Origin of the sequence: Serratia sp. FDAARGOS_506, assembly GCF_003812745.1 — a bacterium.
GTDB lineage: Bacteria > Pseudomonadota > Gammaproteobacteria > Enterobacterales > Enterobacteriaceae > Serratia.
In genome coordinates this window covers 783,413-800,587 of record NZ_CP033831.1, presented here as the reverse complement: position 1 = coordinate 800,587, position 17,175 = coordinate 783,413, and the positions used below count along the sequence as shown (strand labels likewise).

The window sequence follows — 17,175 nt, the reverse complement described above, 5'->3', positions numbered from 1 at the left end:
GATAAAGGGCGCTCAGGCGCCCTTTTTTATGGATTCAGAGATATCACTCCCCGGCCAACAACGCCCGGGAGCCGGCATGGCGCCAGTGGATGTGGCCCGGCAGATAAAGTGCCTTCTGTTCCAGCGGCCGCTCATCGATGAGCGCGGTGACCTGGTCGAAGCTATGTTGCGCCAGCGCCCGGCAATCCTGTGCGACCGTGTCTATCTTCAGCGTCATGCAGTCGAAGAGGTAGTGATCGTCGAAGCTGCACAGGTGGATGTCACTCTCCATCAGTTGATGCTGCGTCAGATAACGCAACACCCCTTCCAACAGGCCGCAGGCGGCGGTGAACAGCGCTTTAGGCGGGCGCCCCAGCTGCGCGCACAGCTGAGCGAACATCTCGTAACCCGAACTGGGGTGGTAGCTGCCGTTGATGATCCATTCCGGTTTACACGATACGCCGGCGCGCTCCAGGCCAAGCTGGAAGCCGGCCAATCGATCGCGGGTCGGTGAAATGCGCGGCTGCCCGCCGAGGAAATAGATTTCATCCGGATGTTGGCGTGCGACCTTTTCCACCAGGTCGGCGGTCGCATTCACCGAGTCGGTGATCACCAGCGGCAGTTCGGAACCGGCGATCAGGCGATCCATCTGCACCACCGGCAGCCCGGCGTTGATTTTTTGGTATTCCACGTCGTTCAACTGGCTGGAAGCGACGATTAAACCGTCGACCTGCCGCTGCACCAGACTGTTCACCGCCATCATCTCCTGCGCCGGATTTTCATCGGTGCAGGCGATCAACAGCTGCAGGCCGGCTTCGCGGCACAGTGTTTCCAGTTCGCGCGAAATCACCGCAAAGCCATAGTTGGTCATTTCCGGCACCACCAGCCCCAGCGTGTGGCTGCGGTTGGAGCGCAAAGAACGGGCGTGGATGCTGGGTTGATAATGGTGTTCGTGCGCCAGCGCCAGAATGCGATCGCGGGTGTCGTCGGACACCCGATATTCCTTGCTGCGGCCGTTCAGCACCAGGCTGGCGGTCGATTTCGACACCCCGGCCAGCGTGGCGATGTCACTGATGGTAATGCGTTTATTTTTTTTCACTGACGCCATCTGAAGTCATCGGAGGATGCGTCATTCTAGCATGCATGGCGTCAGCGGCCAGTATTCCAACGCCAGCGGTGCGTTTCCGGACAGCCGCAGTTGCGGTTCATCTACCGGGAAGTAGCGTGCGCTCATGACCGCCTCGCCATGGTTGATGAAGATCTCTACGCTGGAACGATCGAACAGCACCTGCAGATGGGTGACTGAGCCGCGCCAGTAGCGGTGCTCCGGCCGGCCGTCGGCCAGGGAAGCGCGCGTCAGCTGCAGCCGTTCGCCGTCCCAGTTCAACCGCATCGCATCGCCAAAGGCGGCGCTGAAAGCGCCTTGCGGCGTCAGCTGCAGCTCCGCCACCCCCAGCGCATAGGCGGGGGCGTCATCGGCGCGGCCATGCCAGCATGACCGTTCGCCGCGCAGCTGTTGCAACTCGCGCGCCGGGCGCTGGTGAAGGCGGCCCTGCCGCAGCGACAGCTCGCGCGGGCAGGTCATGGTGTGGATCCAGCCGTAACGGCGCGTCGGGTGATTCTCTTCATCTTGTTCGGGCACACCCATCCAGCCGAACAGCAGGCGGCGGCCATCTTCCGCCAGCGTCGTCTGCGGCGCATAGAACTCGAAGCCGGCGTCCAGTTCGCGAAATTCGCCGTGGCTGAAGGCCGCCTTCCGGTAATCCAACTTGCCGAGCAGATAACCGGCCTGGTAACGGTTGAGGTAGCGTTCCGGCTGCGTCGCCAGCCCCTGCGGGCAGCAGATCAACACATCGTCGCCGTCCAACGCGAACAGATCCGGGCACTCCCACATGTAGCCGAATTCCCCCAGGTCGTTCAGGCCGGAACCGGCGATCTCACCCAGCGCTTGCCAGTCGCGCAGATCGCTGGAGCAAAACAGCAGCACCTTGCCGCGATCCTGCAAGTCACGCGCGCCGAGCACCATGTACCAGGCATCCTGATGCCGCCACACTTTCGGATCGCGTACGTGGCCGCTGTAGCCCGTCGGCAGCGGCAGCACCGGCCCGAGTTTGCGATATTCGCCCCGATCGCTTTCCTGAGCCAGGCATTGGTAAGCGGTGCGCGAACCGTCGGGGAATTTCACGTTGCCGGTGTAGATCAGCATGATTTTGTCTTCCGCCACCACCGCCGATCCGGAGTAACAGCCGTGGCTGTCGTAACAGGCCCCTGGCGCCAGGGCGATCGGCAGATGTTCCCAACGCAATAAATCGATCGACTGCCAGTGTCCCCAGCACTTGTTGCGATGATCGCAGCCCAGCGGATTCCACTGATAGAACAGGTGATAAACGCCGTTGTGTTGGATAAAGCCGTTGGGATCGTTCAGCAGGCCAACGCTGGGCGCCAGATGCCACGCCGGGCGGTGCGGATCGCGCAGCGCCTCTGGCAGGCCGTTCATTACCGCCCGCAGCGCCTGTTTGATTAAGCTGAGTTCTTCCATCATTGCGCGTCCGTTTTATATTTCAGCAGCAGAGAGAGGACGAAGGCGCTGCCAAACGCGATCGCCAGGCCGATGATATAGCTGACCAGCGAGCTGGCTTGCACGATCGCCATGCCGGGGATCGCCGTCAGCCCGACCGCGTTCATGCCGACATGGTTGGCCACCACCCAGGCGCCGCCAAGCGCGCCGCCCGCCAGCGCCGCCAGGAACGGTTTCACAAAGCGCAGGTTGATGCCGAACAGCGCCGCCTCGGTGATGCCGAGCATGGCGGAAAAGGCCGAAGGCACCGCGATGGCTTTGATTTTGGCATCGCGAGTTTTGAAATACACCGCCAGGCAGGCGCCGCCTTGAGCGATGTTGGCCATCGACCAGATAGGCAGCAGGAAGTTGACGCCGATATTGGGATTGCCGAGCAGCCCGGCTTCTACCGCGTGGAAGCTGTGGTGGATGCCGGTGATGACGATAGCGGAATAGAGGCCGCCGAACAGCAGCCCGGCGAACCACCCCGCATGGGCAATCAGCGTGCTGAGCACGAAGGAGATGCCGTCGCCCAACGCGCGGCCGGCGGGGCCGATAAACAGCAGAGCGACAAAGCCTGAGATCACCACCGTCAGGAACGGCGTCAGGATCAGATCGAGCGCGTTGGGGATCACTTTGCGCAGCCGTTTCTCCAGCAAGCTCATGAACCACACCGTCAGCAACACCGGGAACACGGTACCCTGATAGCCGATCATGGCGATGTCCAGACCGAAGAAGTTCATGGTGTGGAACCCTCCGGCGACGCCCCAGGCGTTGGTCAGCGCCGGATGCGTCAAAATGCCGCCGAGCGTGGCACCCAGATAGGGATTGCCGCCGAATTCGCGTGCGGCGGTGAAGCCGATCAGAATCGGCAGGATAATGAACGCCGCCGAACTGAACATATCCAGCATGATGAACAGCGCGCTGTTGGCATCGGCCCAGCCGTAGGTTTTCACCATGCCGAGCAGCCCCATCAGCAGGCCGGAAGCGACGATCGCCGGGATGATTGGCACGAAGATGTTCGACAGCAGTCGGGCGATGCGCTGCAGTGGGTTGAGCTTTTTCGCCGCGATATCGGCAGCTTCGGCCTTGCTGGATTCGCTGATGCCCGCCGCCTTGATGAATTCCGCATGCACCTTGTTGACCAGCCCGGTGCCGAAGATCACCTGGATCTGACCGGCGTTGCTGAAACAGCCTTTGACGCCGTCCAGTTTGCCGATGGCCTCTTTGTCCACCTTGCTGTCATCCACCAACACCAGGCGCAGGCGCGTGGCGCAGTGGGCGGCGCTGGCGATGTTCTCTTTACCGCCGAGCAGCGGCAACAGCGCGTTGGCGGTTGCGGTAATGTCCATGTTGTCCCCTTGCTGAATTAAAATGCCGCCGCGCTTTGCACGGCGGAAATGTATTTATCGATGTCAGAAGAAATATTTGAATCTGGCGCGCACGCCGTAACGCTGGTCGTTGTCACCGTTGGCGATCTTGTTCTCGGCGTTGGCTTCCAGCAGTGAAACATAGGCGCCTAAATACAAATTGAAATTCTTCATATTCATAATGTTAGGTATCTGATACGACGCGTGAACGGTGTGGATGTCGTAGTTGCCCGGTTCGCTGAGCGGATTGTGGATATCGGCGGCGATCCCGGCGGTATTGAACTCTTTGATATTGTTATGGGCATAGATATAGCCCAGTTCGAAGCGCCGCCACAGCACGTTGACGCCGGCGGTGAAGTCTTGCTCGCCTGACGCATCCAGATAGGCGGTGCTCAGGTTGGCCACCACGCCGTTATCCGGATCGGCGGCGCTGTTGTTCCAGCTCATCGTCATGCCGTAGCCGTTGCGCTTGGACTGATCGACGAAGCGGCCTTGGTCGTCCTGATAACCGTAGGCGTTATTCACCACGTTGCTTTCCATCGCCGCTGCAACGCTGAAGGCGTCTTTCTTCCAGGCGATCACCGGGCGCAAATAAGCGACGTTTTTCTTATTGTTCAGTGAGTTGCCGTGGTAGCTGCTGTCCTGGAACAGCGAGGTACCGTCTTCCACCAGCGTGTTCAGCTCGAAATAGACATCACCGGCATATTTGCTCAACATCAGGTTTCCGCCGCTGCTGCTGCGGCCGCGACCTTCTTTCATCATATAGATATAGCCAAAGCCGTCAGCGTAAAGATCGTTGGCGGTATTGCCTGAGTACTGAATGAAGGTGTCCTGATTCAGCGGGAACATGTCGTAGGCCTCGAAGCGGCCGATTTTGGTTTGCCAGTTCTTTTCATTGCCGAAGAAGAACGCGGCGTCGTCCAGGTTCATTTTGCCGCTCATGTCCGCCAGCGGCTGTACGCTAAAGCCGGAGAAATTGCCGTCCGGATTGCGGCGGTAGCCGTCCAGCCCTACCAGAATGCGACCGTTGATGTCCCAGCGTTCTTTATTGCCGGGCTTCCAGTCCTTGTTGTCGCTGCCTTTCAGCGACGTCAGCTGGCCGCTGCGGCTGGCGCCGTCCAGGTTGAACTCCACGTCGCCGTACAGTTTCAGATCGTTGAAGCCGTTCAGTTTCAGTGCGCCGGTCGAGGGGGATTGCGTTTCCAACGCGGCGGCGCGCTGCGCGACCTGCGCGGTTTGCCGCTCGGCGCTGGCGGTACGCTGTTCCAACTGTTGCGCCCGGCGTTCCGCTGCAGTGGCGCGGGTTTCAGCCTGAGCGGCGCGCTGTTCCGCCTGTGCCAGACGGTACTCCAGCGCGTTAAGACGCGCCTCGATACTGCCGCCGCCAGAGGCCGCAGCGGCAGAGGTGGAGAGGAAAAGCCCTGTTGTTATCGCCAAATAGCTGAGTTTTTTCATCATCGTCTATCATCCGGGAAGGGTTGTTATTATTTTTTGCTAAAATGCTAAACCGGTTTTTCAAGGCGAAAGATAGCGAGCGAAAAGCGGACTGGCAATCAAGTTTGCTAACCCGATTCAGCTATTGTGATCGAGCGCGCAAATCGTGGGTTAAAAGACCACGGCGCCAGGGGATCGCCGTGGATGAAGGGGATCAGCGCAGAAAAACGGCGAGTTCTTCGGCACGGGGCAGGGCGGTCATGGCGCCTTTGGCGGTGGTGGCCAGCGCGCCGCAGGCTTGGGCCTGGGCGATGACCGCCGGCCATTGCGCTTCCTGCGGCAACTCGGGAAGGCGCGCCAGCGCCGCTAACAGCCCGGCGACGAAGGCGTCGCCGGCACCGGTGGTATCTACCGGCACAATCGACGGCGCGCGGAAATGCCGCAGATGATGCCCATCGTGTATGCAGACGCCGTCGCCACCCAGCGTCACCAGCAGCAGGCGCAGCGGGTAGGTTTGCATCATCCACCGCATGGCGTTCTCTACATCGTCAAGGTGGCTGATGAAAGTCAGCTCTTCGCGCGACAGTTTTACCACATCCGCCAGCAGCAGCGCCTTTTGCAGGCAGGGGCGCAGTGCTTCCGGCTGGCGCCAGACCTCTTCGCGGATATTGGGATCGAAACTGACCCGGCCCCCGGCCGCCCGAATGCGCTCCATCGCGGCAAAGGCCGCGCTGCGGCTGGGTTCTTGCGACAGCGCGATGGAGCAGAGGTGCAGCCATTCGCCCCGTTGGAAAGCCGGCAGATCGTCAGGCTGCAAAAACAGATCGGCGCTGGGCTGCACCATAAAAGTGAATGAACGCTCACCCTGCAGATCGAGGTCCACCACGACCGTGGAGGTGTGGTGTTCGGCGTCCGGACGCATATGGCCGATATCTACCCCTTCGTCGCTCAGCACCTGCTGCAGAAAAGCGCCGAAGCCGTCTTGCCCCACTCGCCCGATAAAGGCGCTGTCGCCACCGAGCCGGGCGATGCCCACTGCCACGTTGGCCGGCGCGCCGCCGGGGCATTTTAGATAACCGTTGGCATTTTCCGGCACCAGGTCGACCACGGCGTCGCCCAGTACCCATACGCGTTTCATCATGCTTAATCCCTGTTATTACCCTTTTCAGATGGGTGGCTAAAATAGAAGAACCGGTTTAGCAAGGCAATCAAATAATATCCGACCGTGAGCGAGATCAAAAAAATAGCGGGTGGGGCAGGGAAAGGTTTTGACAATGCGCCCACCGCAAGAGAACTGGCGGCGGTGGGCGCAACAGCGTGGCCGACGGTTTAATTCCCGTGATTTCAATCTACAACGCGTTATTCCTGCCCCATCAGCGGGTCGCTGACGCTGTGTTCGCCGTCCTCAAGCCGCCCCGCCAGGCGACGCAGCCAGCCTCCGTGGCTTTGCAACGTAAGGTCATACCAATCGCCGCTGGTGCGGGCGTCAAACGTTTGCTGGTGACTGCCGCCCGCCGGCAGCGTGATGTGCCACGGGCCCTGCTGCGTATAAGGGCAGCGTTCGAGGGTGACCGCTATCGCTTCGGCGCCCGGGTTATTCAACTGCAGCAGCAGGCTGCGGCCCGTCGGGTGCAAACGCACTTCCGGCTGCGGCCGGCTCAGAGCGCCGCGCAGCTCACGATGGAAGCCGTTCGGGCCGAGCAGCCACAGATGGTACTCATTCTCCGTTTGCCAGTCGTCGCTGACCGCCTTGCCGGCCTCGACGGTATAGCGATGCGGGATCTGCGTCAGATCCCGTTGGTTGTAGACGTGAAACACAGCCCCTTGCTCGCCGGTATTGAACAGATTCAACGTTACGCGGCGCTGCTCGAGCGCGGCGGTGGCTTCGACGTGCAGCTGATAAGGCAGCGCGCGGGAAGGGCGCGCCAGGCGGCGTTGGTGGGGCAAACGCTGGTGGGCGGGCGGTGGCAGCGGTACCTGCGGTAGCTGCTCCTGGCGCAGGCGCAAGCCGTCGGCGGCGTGGCGGCTGGTGACGGGCAGGCTCGGCAGCGCCTCGCCGTTAGGGTCGACAAAGTTGAACGCCGAGGTGAGATCGCCGCACACCGCGCGGCGCCAGGCGCTGATGTTGGGCTCATGCACCTGAAAGCGTTTTTCCAAAAATTGCAGCACTGAGGTGTGATCGAACACCTGCGAATTAACCCAGCCGCCGCGGCTCCAGGGCGACAGTACCAGCATTGGCACCCGCGGCCCGGGGCCATAGATGCGGCCGTCCGGCGGCGGTTGATCCTGCGAACCGGGCGGCGCTACGTGCTGGAAGATCTCGGTGTCGAACGGCACCGTCGATTTACCGGCGAAGCTGCCGTCCTCGCGCAGCGACGGCGCGGAAGGCGAAGGCATATGGTCAAAAAAGCCGTCGTTTTCGTCGTAGTTGACCAGCATGACGGTTTTACTCCACACCTCCGGGTTGTCGGTCAGCGCGTTGAGGATCTCTTGGGTGAACCAGCCGCCCTGCACCGGGCTGGAGGGATCGGGGTGTTCCGAATAGGCCGCCGGCGCGATGATCCAGCTGACCTGCGGTAGTTTGCCCTGCTGCACGTCGGCGCGGAACCCGGCCAGCATGGCCTCCAGATCGTTGCCGTCGGCGGCCGGCAGAGTGTTGCCGTTGCCTTTGTACAGCGGCGCGGTCGCGTTGAGCGCGTCGCTATAGGGCACAAAGGCGTTGAAGTCTTTCGGCGGCCGCGCCGGGTTGCCCACCTGAATGCTGGCGGCGCGATATTGGCGAAAACCCGCCAGCGGGTTGTCGGTAAAATTGTCCGGCAGGAATTGATACACCTTCCAACTGACGCCGCTCGCCTCCAGCCGTTCCGGATAAGTTGTCCACTGATAGCCGATGTCTGCCGGGCCGGGGTTGTCCCATTCGTTGACCACCACCGCCACGTCGGCGGCGGACGGGCCGTTGGTGCCGGTCCAGTGGAACAGCCGGTTGGTGTTGGTGCCGGCGTGAATGGCGCAGTGATAGGCGTCGCACAGGGTAAAGGCGTTGGCCAGCGCGAACTGGAACGGCAGCTCATGTTGACGGTAGTAGCCCATCGAGGCCGGCGTTTTGTAGGTGGGCCAGGCGCTCATGCGGCCATGATCCCAGGCGGCTTGTTCATCCACCCACGAGTGCGGCGTGCCGGTGACGCGCTGGGCGTTGCCGCGTTTGCTGTCCAGGTGGTAAGGCAACACCAGCCGTTCGGTGCCCTGCTGTTGCCAGATGTGGCGATCGCCGGGCAATGGGATGGTGAAGCGATCGCTGAAGCCGCGCACGCCCGGCAGGGTGCCGAAGTAGTGGTCGAAAGAGCGGTTCTCCTGCATCAGGATGACCACGTGTTCGACGTCCCGCAGGGTGCCGGTGCGGTTGTTGGCGGGAATGGCCAGCGCTTTGCGAATTGAGGCAGGCAACAGCGAGAACGCCGATCCGATGGCGGCAGCCCGCAGGATGTCTCTGCGTGAAAGGTCAGGCATGCGTCGTTAATCTCCGTCAGTGTGCTTTGAAGATAGCCGCTGACGACGATAATGGCGAAAAATAACAGGGAGATGAAAGCGAGGGGGAACAATGCTCCCTGGCGGGAGCATTGGGGGGATAACGCTTACTGTCTGATCAGGCGGCCGAGCGCCGGCGCCGTTTCGAAATCGCTGCGGAAGGGGTTGATATCCAGGCCGCCGCGGCGGGTGTAGCGCGCGAACACGCTGAGTTTTTCCGGGCGGCAGCTCTGCTTGATGTCGTTGAAAATGCGCTCGACGCACTGCTCGTGGAATTCGTTGTGCTGGCGGAAGGAGATCAGGTAGCGCAGCAGGCTTTCACGATCGATTTTGCGGCCTTCATAGCGGATAACCACGCTGCCCCAGTCCGGCTGGTTGGTGACCAGGCAGTTGGATTTCAGCAGATTGGAGGACAGCGTCTCCGACACCGGTTCCCCTAGCTCGGCCGCACCGCTCAGGTATTCCGGGGTGAAGGCGAAGTCGTCGACCGCGATATCCAGATCGTCGATATTGATGCCCGGCAGGCGATCGATTTGCGTCGGGTAACCTTCCAGCCCCGGATAGAGCTTGACGGCGACCTGGCCGTTGGCCGCCTGCGACAGATCCTTTTGCATGGCGGCGCTTACCTGTTCCACGCTGTCGAAGCGCGTTTGGTTGAAGCTGTTGAGATACAGCTTGAACGACTTGGATTCGATCAGGTTCGACGAGGAATGCGGGAAGGTAAATTCGCCGATGCCCACCACCGGCTTGCCCTTGGCGTTGAGCCAGGACAGCTCGAAGGCGGTCCACAGATCAAAGCCGCTGAATGGCAGCTGCCGCTCGTCCACGCCTATCAGATCGCGGCCGCGCGCACGCGGCAAGGCTTCGAGCAATGCGGGAGCATATTGATCCGGATAATCGGAGTTCGCGCCAAGATGGGTGATCTTATCTTGCTTTTGGATATGCATATTCATTGCCCTTTGCTTGTTCGGTATTGATATAGCGGTTAAACAGACTGCGGGTGGCGTAGATCGGCCCGACGCCCAACAGGGCGTAAACCACTTTGATCAGGAACTGCGACAGGATCATGGTTTTGATGATGTCCCAGCTCAGCACGTTGTAGAACGCCAACGTACAGAACACCACGCTGTCGATAGCCGAAGCTACTATGGTGCTGGTGATCACGCGCACAAACAGGTAGCGAGAGTTGGTCAACTCTTTGATTTTGCAAAGCAGGTAGGAGTTGACGTTCTCGGAGATCAGATAGGCTGCCGAAGAGGCCAGCAGCACCGCCATGATACTGTGCACGATGCCATTGTAGGTCTCGCTGTACTCCCATTGTGGAATGCTTGGCACCAGCGTCGTCACCCAAACGCCGAAGACGAAGGTCAGGTTGGCGATAAACGAGATGATGATCGTGCGCCTGGCCAGCCGTAATCCATAGAATTCGTTGAGAATATCTACCAGAATAAACGTGAGCGGGTAGATGAAGATCGCCGGGGGCGTGATGAGGTTCAGCACCGGGATTTGGATCGGTTTGACGCCGCACAGCGTTGAGAAGATATAAATCACGCTGAGCGCCACGGTAATAATCAGGTAGGCATACCAGGAACGTTCATGGCGATCGCTGAGCTCGTAGGCGGTTTTTTGTTGGTTGTCGCCATAGAGTTTGCGGTACAGCGCCTGCAGCTCGTGCCGGCTCAGATCTTCTGATATTTCGCTGTCGGCCAGTTCATTCAGCCCCATGGTAATGGTTTTGCCGGTGGCCAATACCATGACATTGGCTGCGATGGTGCCATGCCGGGTGAAGCCCAACAGCTTGAACTTCTGATTCGGTTCCATTTATAACCTTTCTCCAACGATATAACCCAGGAATTGCACGGTGTCCTGAGGGCGTTTGTCCATGCTTTCTCTGTCTTTGTCGTCAACCACAAAGAAGCCGCTTTTTCCCGAGTGAAACAGCAAGGGGGAATCGCAAATCAGTACCGGCGGACGTTTAATGATAATGACTTCGCCGGGAATAAATGACCCTTTAATTTCGGTCTCTATTTTCATTGCCAACATGTTCGACTCATCGCCGAAGAAATAAGTCAAAGGAAACTCGGTGACCAGTTGCCCGACCTTGCGCTGCGAGACGGCCAGATAACGCGACTGCGGGATCACCGGAATGGCGGAAGGGTTCTTGTTGCCTTCAGTGGACAGCGTTTCGTTGAGCAACTCCAGTTTTTCCAGATCGTAGTCTTCGATCTCCTCGCAGGAGACGCCGAAGAAATCGGAAATCCGATTAACGGTGGATTGCTGAACGTTGTTCACTCTTCCGTCAAGAATTTTGTAGAGGGTGGTGCGAGTCAGGCCGCTGCGGTTGGAAAAGGAAGCCTTTGTTTCACCGCGGGTACGCATCAGATATTCAATGTTTTTAATGATGTTGATTTTGCGCTGTGCGTTGGTGGTTTTCATTGGCTGTCCTTACAAACATTACGCAGGCTTCACTATATCTTACGGGGTGGCGTTGTCCAGATAAAAAGGCGTTGGCGGGTAGGTAACAGGCTGATTATTGGTGTTAATTATTGTTTTTGTCAGTCGGTTAACGCGGTGATATTGGCGAGGAGAGCCTGGCTTATCTGCGAGGATGGTAAAGTTGTGCAAATCAATTAATTAGCTTTTTCTTATGGAAAAGTGAACACAAAAGTCGGTTTTATGTGTGCTTTTATGTTGACCAAAGCCGATTTCATGAGCTACTGTTCATGAAAGCTGAAGTTTTTCTTTATGATCAGAACACTGAGGCCAACGATTTTTATAATAAAAACTCAGAGGGGCGTTGCCGCATTCTGAGCGTAATGGATAACTTGCTACCGACACCAGGGACCCTAACCACCATGGCCGTTTGTCTGCGCGATCGGCCCATTTTTTTAGGTTATACCCACCTTTCTCAAAGATAAAACACTCCCCCGCCACCGGAGGAGTGCGTTGTTTCATGCGCGAAAATCAGAGCGACTTCTGCGAAGCCAGTGGTTTCTGCGCCCGGCTGAAGGCCAGTTTGAGCACCCAATACAGCAGGCTGGCGGCCACCAGGGAGTTGATGGTCGGTACGCCCCATTCGGTCGCCAGGCCTACGGCGCCGCCGGCGATGCTGGCGACGATCGCCGCCCAACCGATGGTTGGCGTTTCGTTTGGCAGCTGGCCCGTACGGCGGCTTTCGTCCAGGATTTTGCGGTGGCTGCGCAGCAGATAATAATCCACCAGCATGATGCCGATAATCGGCGGGAAGACCACGCCAAGCACCGTCAGGAAGTCGACAAAGCGGTCAAGAATGCCCAGCACCGACAGCGTGGTGCCCAGAATGCCGATCACTAATGTGGTGTAGGTGTACTTCAGCTTTTTGCCGGTGATGCCTTCCACCGCGTTGACGATGCCCAGTGAAGAGGAATACAGGTTGAGATCGTTGACGCGCAGAGTGGAGAACACCACCACCAGCAAACCGGCGCCGCCGGCCGCTTGCGACATGATGGTGACCACATCCGCGGTGCCCAGGGTTTTGGCTATCAGGATCGCCAGGCCGTTCACCACGAACTCGCCGGCGATGATGGTAAAGAGAGTCACGCCGAGCACGTGCTTGCCGTTTTTGGAGTAACGGGTCAGATCGGGCGTCATCAGGCTGGCCACAATGGCCCCGCCGACGACGATGGTGATGCCGGCGCTGATGGTCAGCGGCTCACCCGGCGGCGCCAGCTGGATAATCTCCTGCAGGTTGTGCCCGGAAAGCGCAGTCACCGAAATAAAGGCCACCAGCATGATGAACATCGGCACCGCGATACGGGCGGCGATGCGTAGCGCCTTGAAGCCGAATGCCACCAGGATGGTCAACAGCGTGCCCGAGAGCCCGGCGGCCAGGCCAAAACCCAGCTTATTGCCGAGCGCAAAGTCGAGTGACTTGGCGAAAATGGCGTTCTGAATGCCGAACCAACCTAGCAGGCTGACGGCGACTACCACGCCGATCAGCACCGAGCCAAGACGGCCGAAGCCGCACCAGCGCGCCAGCAGGCTGCCGGAAATCCCTTCGCGCATGCCAGCCAGCCCCAGGCCGTAGGTCACTACGCCGAAGATCAGACTGCCGACGAAAATGGCGGTGAAGGCGTCAATCAGCGTCATGGAGTTGCCGAGCACGGCGCCGAGCATGAACTGGTCGAGCGCGGTCAGCATGCCCATATGCACGATGGCCACGCTTAAAAACGAAACTCTTTTATCCTGCGGCACCCGGGTGAGCGGATAATCTTCGATCTTTATCACGGTGAGATCTTCCTTGCGGTTCAAATAAACTGAATGCCTTTGGTTATCAGGCGATCGGGAATGTAGTTATCCAGATTGGCGTATTTGCAGTACTCCTCAAATTGCTGCTGGGTATGCACGTTGGCCTTCTGGTAAATGTTATAAATGCGGTTTTCGATGGTCTTATTGCTGACGTTATAGATTTTGGCGATTTCTTTCACCGTAAATCGCTGAAGCATAAGAAAAATAACATCGAGTTCGGCACGGGTGAACAGCTCGTTATTAACTTCGGTGGTCAAGACGCTGGGCTTTTGCTGATTGATGTATTTCAGCGGCGACAGGCTGTTCATCGGCTTGGCGTTCCAGATCACGCCAATCACCTGTTTGTCATCGTTGTACACCGGCAGCTTTTCGCTGATAAACGGCGTCAGGCTATCTTTGCCGTACCAGTAGTGCGTTTCTATGACCGTGACCCGATCGCGTGCCGCTTCGGTCATTTTGTCATGCTCGATAAAGTCGGCGGCGGAGTCGGCCCAGTCAGCGGGGAATTCGTGATCATACTTGCCGGCAACGTCGAAATTCAGCGGCGTATTGGTATAGAGATAAGCGGCGCGGTTCATATAGAGGTGGCGGGACAACTGATCTTTGATGCCCCAGGGTTCGCTCAGATGCTCCATCATGGTGATGAGGCCCTTAAAATAAGATTCATTATTTTTATGCGATGAGCCCATATCTACCTCTGCGCCGCTCAGGACGCGTTACAGGCTTTTAGCCAGGTAATGACGGGTGTGGCGATGCGCATAGTCGCCCAATTCGCCGTAGACCCGATAGCCCAGTTTTTCGTAGAAGCCTCTGGCCTGGAAATCGAAGGTATCGACATAGGCCATATGGCAACCGCGCTTGCGGGCTTCTTCTTCGGCCAGCTGCATCAGTTGACGGCCGTAGCCGCTTTTGCGGCATTGATCGCCGACCCACAGATACTGCACTTCCAGGCCGCCCCACCAGGTGCGTGCGACCAGGCCGCCGACGATCTGCTGATTGTCGTCGGTGACGGTCAGGAACAGCGGGTGAATGTCTACGGGCTGGGTTTTATGGTTGTGCGCCCAGAGGCTGTCGATAACGAACTCTTCATCCTGCGGGTTGGGTTTGTCGGTGATATTAATATTCATTTTTAATATAATTCCCTGATTTAATTATTCAAAACTGAACTAGGCGTTTTTGCCCTAACCGCTTCTAATATCACTTTCATTAATGTATTTCAAGGGTGGTTTTCACCCTTTTCCGCCAGGTGCGTGGGCGCTTATAGTAGGCGTCACAGGGAGAAGAAAATAGTGAAACAGGCGGTATTAAAACGCTGAAATGCCCTGCTTACACCATCTTTTCCTACTTGCGCCTCACCAGGGCCCCACCGGGAAAACTGCAGTACTGTATGGCTCCACCGGATAGAGCAAGCTCACTTGCCGACGGGGGAGCCACTTTATTTTTGACGCGCCCATCCCACGATAGCCACTCACTGTCTCAGATATTAAACACTCTTCTTATCAGAAGATATGAGCCGCAGATGAAAATGTGGCCGATACCCTTTGATCCGCTGATTTAGTCTTCTGATATCACACTGTTCAGCGCCGGCTCGATGGAGGCACCCAGCATGGCGCCGTGTCCTAAGGCGGGCCACTCCCGATAACCGACGACAAGACCATCGAGCTGCGCCAGATGTTCGGCCAATGAACGCGTGGCGTTTGCCGGCAGGGCGGGGCTCTTTACACCGGGCGGTGCCGCGCGATCGCGATCCGCCAGGCCCACCCACAATTGCAGCCTCGTCGCCGGCACCTGGCGCCGTTCCGTCATCTGCTGCGCTTCTTGCAGGATCATGCCGTTGCCCCACCACAGCGAAGGTTCCACGGCGATGTAGCGTTGGAAGGCGGCGGGATGAGTGAATAATGTGTGCAGAACAAAGAGGCCGCCGTAGGAGTGGCCCCACAGCGTTTGCCGCTGCGGATCGATCGCCAGTTTGGCAGCGATTGCTGGCTTGATCCGAGTTTCAATCAATTGTAGGAACGCATCCGCGCCCCCGCCGGCCCGTGGCGGTTTCTTCATGCCTGCCGGCAGCGGGAGCGTGTAGTCGTAGGCTCGGCCGGCAGCATCGATGCGCAGATCGTTGTCATAGCCGATCATCACCAGCGCCGGCGGCCGCTTCGCCGCGGCCAATTTGGCCAGCAAGGCGGGGGTCAATTCCATCAGTACCGCATTGCCATCGAGGAAATACACCGTTGGATAGCCGCCAGGCGCAGGGGCCTGACGCGGCTGGGCGATGCGAACGCGGTAATGCCGTTGGCCGTCGGCGGAGGTGAAACGCAGATCGCTGAAACGGTAATCTGCAGAATCGCTATCGGCTACGGTAGTGCCGATCTTGCGTTCCAGGTCGGGCCTGCCCAATACGGAGCCCGGCAGCCAAAGGCCGATGGTGAGCGCCAGAAGCGCGGAGATAAAAGGCCGGTTGGACAAGAACATGCGCGTCAACATCCTAGGAAAAGGCCGATAGTAGCATCCGTTCGCATCCGGCAAAAACCTACCTTTAGGGCGGGAATGCCGGCAACGAAGTGCGGCCGAAGTCCGGAAAGGGCCGCCAGTTGCTTTACTGGGTTAATAGCAACCCTTTGTTATTATTGATAACTCAGGAATAAGAAGGAATACAATTAATTAGAAATGGTTATGGTTTGTGTGAGTGAGAAAACTGAGGGAAAGGGTGAAAACACACGATTATCAACGATGTTTAGCAAAAAAAGCCCTATAAAATAGGGCAAAGACACACAACAACACCAGGGAAACTTTCCGGTATCTTATATTATAGCTTCCTATACATATAGAACATTTTATTATAAATATGTAAGTGATTCTTATTAATTGTGCAATACCATTGTTTTTCAAATGGTTATGTGGTCTGGCTGAGGTATTGCCCTTGGGTCTGGTGCAGATAGCCAAGGGCAGGCGACAGAAGGTTTTGCCGTAACGGTGGTATGGGCATGTGGGATCATCGGCCCGATAATCTTCAAGGCGATACCGGCCGGCAGGCTGCAAAAATGCCGGCCGGTATTACTCCAGGTGCGCGACCCAGTCTTCCTTGTGGCGTCCGGTAAAATCAGTGCGGTTGCAACGTCAACATCTCGCCAAGCAAAACATCGGTTGGCGGCAGGATATCCGTATCCAGCCCGGCGGATGGGGTAAAGGTCAATTCGCCGAAAATGATCTGGCCTTTGGAGATATAGAAGTCAACGCGAACAAATTCGAAGGGCGCGGACAAGCGTGAAGCGTACTCAAACAGCGCATCATAGCCCTCTGGTTTCACGAAGGCGTCGATCTCCTCCTGGTTCAATGCCAGGCAGTCTTCGCTGTAGCACAGAAACTTGAAATCTTTGTCAAAGAAGTAATATTTTGGCGAGCCGGTATCTCTGCCGACACACAGCAACGTGCAGTAAGGCACACCGCGGAAACAATAAATTTTATAGTCTTCAGGCCCGTGACCATTGGGCGATTCGATGTACTTCTCCCCAATGATCTTTTTTTGTATCCCTTTGTAGTTGAGTTCTACGTAGGTTTTCCAATAATCATCTTTCATCCAGCCATCGATCAATTTTTTTGCGCTCTTGATATTCAGCAATTTTTTATTTTGGCAAATCAGGTTATACCCGGAACCGTGATTCCCTTTGATCACAAACTTATCCGGCAATGTGTCCCACGGAATATCGTTTACTGAATCACAGGCAAAGTACAATTCATTAAGGATCTCTTCGCACCCTTGATCTTTGATGTACTGCCTTACCGCATATTTATCAGCGCATTGCTTCACCAATGTATTTTGACTATAACCATTCAACTTCAGGTGATTGATCTTTTCATTCCAGGTGGATGGCGACTGTAAGTTTAACGGTTTGCCAAATGCTTTTTTGTAGAGCAACCGGGCCTTGAATTCGGGGGCCAGTACGGCCAGCTGCTTTATAATAAATTTAATGATTTGTCTTTTCATATACGTAATTCCATCAAAGCGTAGTGACAATGATTAAGACG

At 57.4% G+C, this 17,175-nt stretch carries 15 protein-coding genes; 1 reads left to right on the top strand and 14 read right to left on the bottom strand.

Annotation, left to right across the window (positions count from 1 at the left end; translation table 11 throughout):
* Positions 1-43 precede the first annotated feature (43 nt).
* The 9 genes from EGY12_RS04055 to EGY12_RS04015 form a co-directional block, all read right to left on the bottom strand.
* Positions 44-1,087: a LacI family DNA-binding transcriptional regulator gene (locus EGY12_RS04055; RefSeq protein WP_123892650.1), complete on the bottom strand. Its 1,044-nt coding sequence runs from the start codon at positions 1,085-1,087 to the stop codon at positions 44-46.
* A gap of 21 nt (positions 1,088-1,108) precedes the next feature.
* Positions 1,109-2,518 (bottom strand): sucrose-6-phosphate hydrolase, encoded by a 1,410-nt coding sequence (locus EGY12_RS04050; protein ID WP_123895557.1) that lies wholly within the window; start codon positions 2,516-2,518, stop codon positions 1,109-1,111.
* Positions 2,518-3,888 (bottom strand): sucrose-specific PTS transporter subunit IIBC, encoded by a 1,371-nt coding sequence (locus EGY12_RS04045; RefSeq protein WP_123892649.1) that lies wholly within the window; start codon positions 3,886-3,888, stop codon positions 2,518-2,520. Before EGY12_RS04045 ends, EGY12_RS04050 begins: the two co-directional genes overlap by 1 nt.
* Before the next feature lie 63 nt (positions 3,889-3,951).
* Positions 3,952-5,361 (bottom strand): carbohydrate porin, encoded by a 1,410-nt coding sequence (locus tag EGY12_RS04040; RefSeq protein ID WP_123895556.1) that lies wholly within the window; start codon positions 5,359-5,361, stop codon positions 3,952-3,954.
* Between the two features lie 193 nt (positions 5,362-5,554).
* Positions 5,555-6,481, bottom strand: coding sequence for an aminoimidazole riboside kinase (locus EGY12_RS04035; protein WP_123892648.1), 927 nt, complete (start codon positions 6,479-6,481; stop codon positions 5,555-5,557).
* Between the two features lie 218 nt (positions 6,482-6,699).
* Complete coding sequence (locus EGY12_RS04030) at positions 6,700-8,847, bottom strand: phosphocholine-specific phospholipase C (RefSeq protein ID WP_123892647.1); 2,148 nt, start codon at positions 8,845-8,847, stop codon at positions 6,700-6,702.
* A gap of 125 nt (positions 8,848-8,972) precedes the next feature.
* Positions 8,973-9,812 (bottom strand): NADPH-dependent 7-cyano-7-deazaguanine reductase QueF, encoded by an 840-nt coding sequence (gene queF / locus EGY12_RS04025; protein ID WP_123895555.1) that lies wholly within the window; start codon positions 9,810-9,812, stop codon positions 8,973-8,975.
* A complete protein-coding gene (locus EGY12_RS04020; RefSeq protein ID WP_123892646.1) occupies positions 9,790-10,686 on the bottom strand; it encodes a queuosine precursor transporter in 897 nt (298 codons plus the stop codon). The genes queF and EGY12_RS04020 overlap by 23 nt, the downstream gene beginning before the upstream one ends.
* Positions 10,687-11,301, bottom strand: a complete 615-nt coding sequence (locus EGY12_RS04015; protein ID WP_049198442.1) for a helix-turn-helix transcriptional regulator — start codon at positions 11,299-11,301, stop codon at positions 10,687-10,689.
* A gap of 287 nt (positions 11,302-11,588) precedes the next feature.
* Between EGY12_RS04015 and EGY12_RS04010 the strand changes: the two genes are divergently transcribed.
* Positions 11,589-11,783, top strand: coding sequence for a hypothetical protein (locus tag EGY12_RS04010; protein WP_123892645.1), 195 nt, complete (start codon positions 11,589-11,591; stop codon positions 11,781-11,783).
* 46 nt (positions 11,784-11,829) lie between these two features.
* Here the strand turns inward: EGY12_RS04010 and EGY12_RS04005 are convergent, their stop codons facing one another.
* The 5 genes from EGY12_RS04005 to EGY12_RS03985 form a co-directional block, all read right to left on the bottom strand.
* Positions 11,830-13,131, bottom strand: coding sequence for a cytosine permease (locus EGY12_RS04005; RefSeq protein WP_025304267.1), 1,302 nt, complete (start codon positions 13,129-13,131; stop codon positions 11,830-11,832).
* A 20-nt stretch (positions 13,132-13,151) separates the two neighbouring features.
* Complete coding sequence (locus EGY12_RS04000; RefSeq protein ID WP_033636032.1) at positions 13,152-13,841, bottom strand: PAS and helix-turn-helix domain-containing protein; 690 nt, start codon at positions 13,839-13,841, stop codon at positions 13,152-13,154.
* A gap of 27 nt (positions 13,842-13,868) precedes the next feature.
* The gene (locus EGY12_RS03995) at positions 13,869-14,279 is read right to left on the bottom strand and encodes a GNAT family N-acetyltransferase (RefSeq protein WP_019453029.1); all 411 of its coding nucleotides are present in this window, start codon (positions 14,277-14,279) and stop codon (positions 13,869-13,871) included.
* A 427-nt stretch (positions 14,280-14,706) separates the two neighbouring features.
* On the bottom strand, positions 14,707-15,621 hold the full coding sequence (locus EGY12_RS03990; protein ID WP_123892644.1) for an alpha/beta hydrolase: 915 nt from the start codon (positions 15,619-15,621) through the stop codon (positions 14,707-14,709).
* A gap of 628 nt (positions 15,622-16,249) precedes the next feature.
* The gene (locus EGY12_RS03985) at positions 16,250-17,134 is read right to left on the bottom strand and encodes an ATP-grasp fold amidoligase family protein (protein WP_123892643.1); all 885 of its coding nucleotides are present in this window, start codon (positions 17,132-17,134) and stop codon (positions 16,250-16,252) included.
* Between the last annotated feature and the right edge of the window lie 41 nt (positions 17,135-17,175).

Bases quoted from the DNA above. Each gene is read 5' to 3' on its own strand.
- EGY12_RS04045 (WP_123892649.1), bottom strand. From the start codon at position 3,888: ATGGACATTACCGCAACCGCCAACGCGCTGTTGCCGCTGCTCGGCGGT.
- EGY12_RS04055 (WP_123892650.1), bottom strand. From the start codon at position 1,087: ATGGCGTCAGTGAAAAAAAATAAACGCATTACCATCAGTGACATCGCC.
- EGY12_RS04010 (WP_123892645.1), top strand. From the start codon at position 11,589: ATGAAAGCTGAAGTTTTTCTTTATGATCAGAACACTGAGGCCAACGAT.
- EGY12_RS04050 (WP_123895557.1), bottom strand. From the start codon at position 2,518: ATGGAAGAACTCAGCTTAATCAAACAGGCGCTGCGGGCGGTAATGAAC.
- EGY12_RS03985 (WP_123892643.1), bottom strand. From the start codon at position 17,134: ATGAAAAGACAAATCATTAAATTTATTATAAAGCAGCTGGCCGTACTG.
- EGY12_RS03995 (WP_019453029.1), bottom strand. From the start codon at position 14,279: ATGAATATTAATATCACCGACAAACCCAACCCGCAGGATGAAGAGTTC.
- EGY12_RS04040 (WP_123895556.1), bottom strand. From the start codon at position 5,361: ATGAAAAAACTCAGCTATTTGGCGATAACAACAGGGCTTTTCCTCTCC.
- queF (WP_123895555.1), bottom strand. From the start codon at position 9,812: ATGCATATCCAAAAGCAAGATAAGATCACCCATCTTGGCGCGAACTCC.
- EGY12_RS04035 (WP_123892648.1), bottom strand. From the start codon at position 6,481: ATGATGAAACGCGTATGGGTACTGGGCGACGCCGTGGTCGACCTGGTG.
- EGY12_RS04000 (WP_033636032.1), bottom strand. From the start codon at position 13,841: ATGGGCTCATCGCATAAAAATAATGAATCTTATTTTAAGGGCCTCATC.
- EGY12_RS04015 (WP_049198442.1), bottom strand. From the start codon at position 11,301: ATGAAAACCACCAACGCACAGCGCAAAATCAACATCATTAAAAACATT.
- EGY12_RS04030 (WP_123892647.1), bottom strand. From the start codon at position 8,847: ATGCCTGACCTTTCACGCAGAGACATCCTGCGGGCTGCCGCCATCGGA.
- EGY12_RS04020 (WP_123892646.1), bottom strand. From the start codon at position 10,686: ATGGAACCGAATCAGAAGTTCAAGCTGTTGGGCTTCACCCGGCATGGC.
- EGY12_RS03990 (WP_123892644.1), bottom strand. From the start codon at position 15,621: ATGTTCTTGTCCAACCGGCCTTTTATCTCCGCGCTTCTGGCGCTCACC.